Genomic DNA, 1,463 nt, shown 5'->3' with positions numbered 1-1,463 from the left:
TGCCTGTCCGATTTGCATTGTATTATCTACCCAGGCCTGTTCAACCAGACCTTCCATTCCCGGCAGGGTTTCAATGACCAGGTTGGGCCGAAAACGTTGAATATCCCAATCCGCGTCGGGGTTTAACTTTTGCAGATGTGCCAGTGTAGCCGTAGTAAGCAAATGAAACGGGGTCACCAGAAAAAAAGTGCCCGGGACCGACACAAAGTCGACTGCTGCAGGTGGCAACGAATCGAGATCGGGCAGGGGCTCCCCCTTTTCACGATCAAACGTCGCTTTTAATTCTTCCAGCCAGGTATGATCATCTTTTTTATGCCGCCGATAAAAGTCCAGTTCTGACAAGGGTCGCAGGGATTCCAGTGTCGAATCATGACCGGTCAAATCAGACAACAGGCTGTGAATTTGCGGATCATCACTCCCCACTACCCGACCATCAGGAAACTGAATATCTACCTGGTCATGAGCTCCGGTCATCTCTGAACGACGGCAACGCGCCACACAGCGTAATAATTGCGGTCTGAATTTACAGCTTTGAATTTCCTGCCGTGCAACGTCTCGCAGGGCCCATATCCGATCACCCTGCAATCCCATATCACCCAGATGACAATGACTCAGGCTTTCACCTGCCATACCTTTAACCGGATAACGCCAGATTTGTTGAACCGTTCCGACTTTAATCATGAGTGCTCCTGAAATACCCCAAGGCTTTTAAACGCCTGTTCAGTTTTGTTTCATGATCACGCCGTTGTAATACACGAAATTTATTAGCCAATTTTTTGACTGGATAAAGCTACGCTTGCCCTATTCCGATGCGCCGAAATTGTTACTGCCACTTAATGAGCGAAGTTTATTCACTGCCAGTGAAGCCGCAGCAGTGCGGGTTTCAACGCCAAGTTTGGTAAACACATGTTCCATATGTTTATTCACGGTGCGCGGACTGGTGCCGAGAATTTCACCAATACTTTTATCGGTTTTGCCAAGGATGACCCAGTGCAGAACTTCTGACTCGCGGTTGGTCAGATTGAAGACGGCTTTTAATGCTTCTATCTGAGCCGTTTCGGATTCTTCACGTAACAGAATCAGCCACTGTTCGTCACTTTGCAGATCGGCGGCATTAAAAATCAGTCGTCCGGTGGGTTTATGTACGATATGAGGACGTAAACGTCGCTCGCCCCCCTGATGCAATTGCATTACCCATTCCTGTAATGCTTTGGGCGTATCCTGAATCAGTGTTTCATCTTCACTGCTCATGTATTTCTCAATCAATTGACGCGCCAACGGTGTTTGCCAGATGATCTTGCCGGTGTTGGGTAACACAGCGATGGCGGCCTGACCAAAGGCATCCAGCGCCCCTTGGGTCTGATTGATTAATCGAGAATTCTTAAGGTGGGTATTGATCCGGGCAATGACTTCCACCGGACTCAGCGGCTTGGTCACATAATCAATTCCCCCGGCGGAGAATC

At 48.8% G+C, this 1,463-nt stretch carries 2 protein-coding genes; both read right to left on the bottom strand.

Translation table 11 applies throughout. From position 1 onward, the window contains the following. Positions 1-681: MOSC N-terminal beta barrel domain-containing protein (locus B3O33_RS09055; protein WP_292363469.1), on the bottom strand; the 681-nt coding region annotated here is incomplete at its 3' end. A gap of 120 nt (positions 682-801) precedes the next feature. Then, positions 802-1,463, bottom strand: a 662-nt coding sequence (locus B3O33_RS09050) for a LuxR family transcriptional regulator (protein ID WP_292363467.1), incomplete at its 5' end; no start/stop codon positions are given.

It is taken from the genome of Methylophaga sp. UBA1464, assembly GCF_002325665.1.
GTDB lineage: Bacteria > Pseudomonadota > Gammaproteobacteria > Nitrosococcales > Methylophagaceae > Methylophaga.
This window is presented reverse-complemented; position numbering and strand designations above follow the sequence as displayed.